This is a genomic window from Streptomyces sp. NPDC005803, from assembly GCF_040630435.1.
Classification (GTDB): domain Bacteria; phylum Actinomycetota; class Actinomycetes; order Streptomycetales; family Streptomycetaceae; genus Streptomyces.
Map to the genome: position 1 here is coordinate 1 of NZ_JBEXXO010000064.1, position 4,919 is coordinate 4,919.

Below are 4,919 nucleotides of genomic sequence, written 5' to 3' on the forward strand. Positions count from 1 at the left end.
GTGTCCGATTCCCGGTCGAAGCGGGTCTTGCTTTTCTCGCTTTCCAGTTCTTCGCTTTCGCGTTTCCCTTTCCGGCGAGTCCGACTCTATCAGATTCTGTCGGTCCCGAATCCCACGGTCCCGGCCCCCCGAGGGAGGGCGCGGCGTCCGGCTGCTCGACTGCGCGATCGGTACCTGCTGCCGACGCGTCACATCGACAACAGCCCGCCCCCTCCCCTGTGTTCACCTGCGCAGTGGTGCCACCGGCGCCCAGGCCTCCGTGGCCCCGCGTAAGACGCCGCACCAGTGATGGGGCGGGCCTGGCTGCACATCCGCGCATGGGTGGGCGATCTATGGGTAGCGCGCCCCGCGTCGACCTGATGACACTGCTTCCACGCGAAGTGGCTGCGGGCGGTGCCCCGCTGGTGCCACGGCTCGAGCGAAGGAGAAGCAGATGGCGACGTTCGTCCTCGTACCCGGCGGGTGGCATGGCTCCTGGTCGTTCGAGGCGGTGGTTCCGCTGCTGGAGCGTGCCGGCCATGCCGTGCACGCCCTGACCCTGACCGGTCTCCGGCCGGACGACGACGACGCGACGGTCGCGACCGCCAACCTCGACACGCACGCCGACGACGTACTGCGGCTCCTCGATCGCGCCCACATCACCGGCGCGACGCTGGTCGGTCACAGCTACGGCGGGATGGTGACCGCCGCAGCAGCCGATCGCGCCGACGGCCGGATCTCCCGGCTGGTGCATCTCGACGCCTACGTACCGCGCGACGGCGAGTCGTGTTGGTCGTCGACGACCGCGCGATATCGAGAGGTGTTCGCTGCCGGCGCCGCGACGACCGGCTACGCCGTCCTACCGCCCGAGGGCGGCGATCCCCGCCGCCGTCCCCATCCCCTCGCGTCATTCATACAGACGATCCGCCTCACAGGAGCGCTCGACCAGGTGCCTCGGCGGGAGTTCGTCTACTGCTCGGGATGGGAGGACCGGACGCCGTTCGCTGAAACCCGCACCCGGCTCCAGGCCGATCCTGGGTGGCAGGTGCGCGACCTCCCCACCGGTCATGACGCCATGCATGAGGCCCCCGGTGCGGTCGCCTCACTGCTGCTCGACGCGTGACGCGTCGAGGTGTCGAGCCCCCGCAGCGGCTCGGCCACCACCACCGGGTCGCCGAACAAGCCGTCTCCCCGGCTCGCCGTCTGTCGACGCCTGTCTCGCCCCCACGAACGTAAGACCGAACGCCCCGCCTGCGTCGGCGTAGCCGCAACCCTCATCCGCCACCGCCGCCTCACCGAGGGAGGCGGCCTCCTTGCACGTCCCCGATGGCGGTGACGAGGGCCGCGGCACGGGACAACTGCTTGTCGCCGAGGTTGATCCGGAAGGTGTTGCCGGACGTGGGGGCGAAGTGCACAGTCGGCCGGACGGCAGGTCCGCCGTTTTCGCCCTCGGGCAGCAGCTCCGCGGAGTAGTGATCAACGGTGCTGATGTTGCGGGCGCCTGTGCCGGTGAGCCTCCGGTACTGCTCAGCTCATGCACCGCATCGCCGGACCGGGCGCGCGCCGCGTGCATCCGGCCTGCCGCGCGGACAACGGGACGAGGACCTTCCCGCGTGCCGCGCCGACGTCCCTCGGATGAGACCCCCGTGCGCCGGCAGACGGCCAGAACGTCGGGACGACGTCGTACGGTCCGAGGAGAACGACTGCTGCGTGGGGGTACGCGAGGGTTCATTGAGCTGGGGACGGCTGGGCTCACATGCCGAAGCCGTCGTCCGAGGCACCGGCTTCCGGCGGTGTGCATTCATGAGCGCTGATCCAGTGCCCTGCGTTGTCCAGGAGCGGCTCGGAGTCGGCCTCCGCCCGGAAAGTGAAGGTGACGCCTGTCGAGTCGATCCGTAGCGCTATCTGCCCAGGGGGTTGGTGGAGTGTCACGGGCGTGAACGGGCAACCGATCACGCGGAGCTCCTCCGTGACCCGCGCGTGAGTGAGGGGGCCCGTGTATGCCGCGAGTGTCCCGGTCCCTGGGACGGGAAGCTCGATGGCGTCTCGCCAGGTCTGCACGCTGATCAGCGTGACGCGGCGGCAGCGGCACACGCAGAGCTCGACGTCTCCGTAGGAGAACAGGTGGGGCCAGCGCCGCCGCTTGCTCACCCGCCCGATGTCCCACGGCGGCCCGAGTGTCGCCGCGATGTCGTTGAGGGTCGCGCCGCACCGAAGCGGACCGACGGCTGCGGTGGAGCCGAACTCGGCCAGGATGCGCATAGCGGTCACGCAGCGGAGCGTGCCACCTGAGCTGCGTCGGCGTCCACCGAAAAGCGTTGCCCCCAAGCCCCCGGTGCACGCACGCTCCGGACCCGTGCTCGGCACCCAAGCGGGCCACGACCAGGGCGACGTCGAGGTCCACGCCGGGGCGCTGGGGCGGGCGGACCGTTGGACGGCCGCAGTCACTCTTGATTCAGCGAGGTAGCCCCAGTTCGCCTGCACGCAGCCCGGCCTGGAAGCGGGAGTCGGCCTCGAGCATGGCCATCAGCTCGGCCACACGGCGCCGGTAGGTACGCAGTGAGACGCCGAGCCGCTTCGCCGCCGCTTCGTCGGTGCGGCCCGAAGCGAGCGCTTGGAGGATCGTGCGGCCGTCGGCATCCAGGTGCGGAACGTCGCTGCGCAGATAGGCTTCGAGATCGACGGCGGCGTCCCAGGCGGCCCGGAACAGCGAGTGCACGCCATCGACCAGGATCTGCGACGTTGTCACGGTGTACTCGCGCCCGGTGGCTGTCTCCTGACCGGCCAGGATCATCACCCGCCGGTCGATGAGGATGGTTTCGTGCGGCAGCGGTGATCGGCTGATCCGAACGAGAGCGCCCTTGCTCCGGACCAGCCGCAGGTGCGTGCGAGCCTCCTCGTCGGCGAGTGCCACCGGGCTGAGCAGCTTCCGAGGCGTGAAGCCGGCGGGATCCGCAGCGCGCAGCCGGTCGCGGATCGCGGCCCTGGCCCCCGGTTGCGACCATGTTCTGAGATCGCGGGCGGCGCACAGGAACTCGGTACGTGCAGAAGCGAAGAGATGACCGGCGCGCGCGGTCAACTCCGTGTCTCCTCGCACTGAGAACACTTCCTCGTTCCGCATTCCGCCAGTCTGGCAGCAAGATGCCATGGGCTCGCTGGGCGTCGCGGCGGCGGACACCCTGAACGTCATGACGACCAAGACTTTCTCCCTCGGCGGAGAGCTGACGATCAACCGGCTCGGCTTCGGCGCGATGCGTCTGGCCAGGGGTACCTTCACCGGTCCGGCGCGCGCTCCCGAAACGGGCGTCGCGGTGCTCCGCCGGGCCGTGGAACTCGGTGTGACCCACATCGACACGGCCGGCTTCTACGGCCGGGACACGGTGTGGGCCAATGAGCTGATCCGCAGAGCATTTGCTCCTTACCGTGACGACCTGGTGATCGCGACGAAGGTGGGGCCGTTGCCCGGACGGGACGGAGTGCCGAGCGGGCAGGCGACAGCGGATCAGCTGCGCGGCTTGGTCGAGGCGGATCTGCGCTCCCTGGGTGTCGACCGGCTCGACCTGGTCTATCTGCGGGTCGGCGGGATGGCGGGACCGGGCAACGAGTCGATCGGCGAACGGTTCGCGGTCCTGGCCGAGCTCCGCGCCGAAGGCCTGATCCGAAACCTCGGCGTCAGCAACGTCGACGCCGTCCAGCTGGCGGAAGCCCGGCGCATAGCGCCCGTCGCGGCGGTGCAGAACAGACACGGCGGTGACTCCGGCCTCCTGGCGGAAAGCGAAAAGGCGGGCATCGCCTATGTGCCGTACTTTCCGCTCGGCGGTGGTATCGGCAACGGTCCGCCCGACGCCGAACGGCTCGGCAAGGTCGCGGCACGCCTGGGCGCGACCACCGCACAGGTGGCGATCGCCGCGCTGCTGGCGAAGTCTCCGTCGGTGCTGGCGATTCCCGGCACCGGCTCTCTCGAGCACCTGGAGGAGAACCTCGCGGCCGACGAACTCCACCTCAGCGACGAGGACTTGGCCGATCTACGAGGCTAGCTGGTCGGCTTGACGAGTCGGCCGTGCTGCCACCTTGCACATTGCTGTGCCCGCCCGGCCGCTGTCCGACCGCCACCACGCAGTACCGATTGAAGGAGGCAGCCTGGGCTACGGCGTCGCGCACGGACAGCGGATGCGTACGCAGGGCGCTTTGTACGCGGCTGGCGGCTGGCGGGCTGGCGGGCTGGCGGGCTGCCTAATATCTTCTGGCGCTCCTGAAGTGGTGCAGGCAGAGTGGGCGGCATGACAGACAGCTCCGGCCCTGTTCGCGGGGCGGTAGAGCACGTTCTCGGTCGTCCCTTGAGCCAGACATGGCCGACGGGTGCGCTGTCACCGGGCAGCCGGGTCACGGTCGTTCGCGCCCAGGACTGGGACGGTCCTTGGCAGGTCGAGTTTGCTGGAACGATCGATGCCATGGGTGCACCCGAACCCAACGAGCATCCCCAGGCGCTCGATGGCGAGTTGCTGTACTGGGTCACCTTCGACACGCCGCAGCGCGACAGCGATGGGGACGGCCCCTATGGCAAGGCCGAGATCTGGGGTCGCTACCTGAGGGCCGAGCCGGAGCCCGAAGCATAAATCTCATCCCGCGGGTCATGGTGCTGCGTTCGAACCATCCGTCGACGTAGTCCGCTCGCCCGCAGGTGGGCCGGGCGTGGAGCCGGCCTTCGTCGCATGAAGCCAGCCGCCGGGTCGGCTTCACCGGTTGAGCGCCAGCTCCACGGTGGCTGCCGGCCAAGGTGCGACGCCGGCCGGTTCGGCAAAGTGCCCCTGAACCACCAGGCCAGGCGCAACTCCTCCTGGCTCGGGTCGGGAACGCAGAAAAGCCCCGTGCCACAAGGGCACGGGGCTTAACTGTTCAAAAGGAGTTCGGCGGCGTCCTACTCTCCCACAGGGTCCCCC

5 protein-coding genes are annotated in these 4,919 nt (G+C 69.5%); 3 read left to right on the forward strand and 2 right to left on the reverse strand.

Annotated features, from left to right (window positions below):
* The first annotated feature begins 433 nt into the window (after positions 1 to 433).
* A complete protein-coding gene (locus tag ABZ454_RS38575; protein ID WP_356325996.1) occupies positions 434 to 1,102 on the forward strand; it encodes an alpha/beta hydrolase family protein in 669 nt (222 codons plus the stop codon).
* A 629-nt stretch (positions 1,103 to 1,731) separates the two neighbouring features.
* Here ABZ454_RS38575 and ABZ454_RS38580 read toward each other — a convergent pair.
* Positions 1,732 to 2,241 (reverse strand): hypothetical protein, encoded by a 510-nt coding sequence (locus ABZ454_RS38580; protein WP_359544093.1) that lies wholly within the window; start codon positions 2,239 to 2,241, stop codon positions 1,732 to 1,734.
* Positions 2,242 to 2,434: 193 nt separating this feature from the next.
* Positions 2,435 to 3,100 carry a DNA-binding response regulator gene (locus tag ABZ454_RS38585; RefSeq protein ID WP_359544090.1) on the reverse strand — a complete coding sequence of 222 codons (666 nt, stop codon included), beginning with the start codon at positions 3,098 to 3,100 and terminating at the stop codon, positions 2,435 to 2,437.
* A gap of 67 nt (positions 3,101 to 3,167) precedes the next feature.
* Here ABZ454_RS38585 and ABZ454_RS38590 point away from each other — a divergent pair, with 67 nt between their 5' ends.
* Entirely contained in the window at positions 3,168 to 4,016 is an 849-nt protein-coding gene (locus ABZ454_RS38590) for an oxidoreductase (protein ID WP_359544091.1), read from the forward strand.
* A 243-nt stretch (positions 4,017 to 4,259) separates the two neighbouring features.
* A complete protein-coding gene (locus tag ABZ454_RS38595; RefSeq protein ID WP_359544092.1) occupies positions 4,260 to 4,595 on the forward strand; it encodes a ferrous iron transport protein A in 336 nt (111 codons plus the stop codon).
* Positions 4,596 to 4,919 lie beyond the last annotated feature (324 nt).

What these genes read in the sequence shown, in the direction of transcription:
- ABZ454_RS38575 (WP_356325996.1), top strand. Translation starts at nt 434, where the DNA reads ATGGCGACGTTCGTCCTCGTACCCGGCGGGTGGCATGGCTCCTGGTCG.
- ABZ454_RS38580 (WP_359544093.1), bottom strand. Translation starts at nt 2,241, where the DNA reads ATGCGCATCCTGGCCGAGTTCGGCTCCACCGCAGCCGTCGGTCCGCTT.
- ABZ454_RS38585 (WP_359544090.1), bottom strand. Translation starts at nt 3,100, where the DNA reads ATGCGGAACGAGGAAGTGTTCTCAGTGCGAGGAGACACGGAGTTGACC.
- ABZ454_RS38590 (WP_359544091.1), top strand. Translation starts at nt 3,168, where the DNA reads ATGACGACCAAGACTTTCTCCCTCGGCGGAGAGCTGACGATCAACCGG.
- ABZ454_RS38595 (WP_359544092.1), top strand. Translation starts at nt 4,260, where the DNA reads ATGACAGACAGCTCCGGCCCTGTTCGCGGGGCGGTAGAGCACGTTCTC.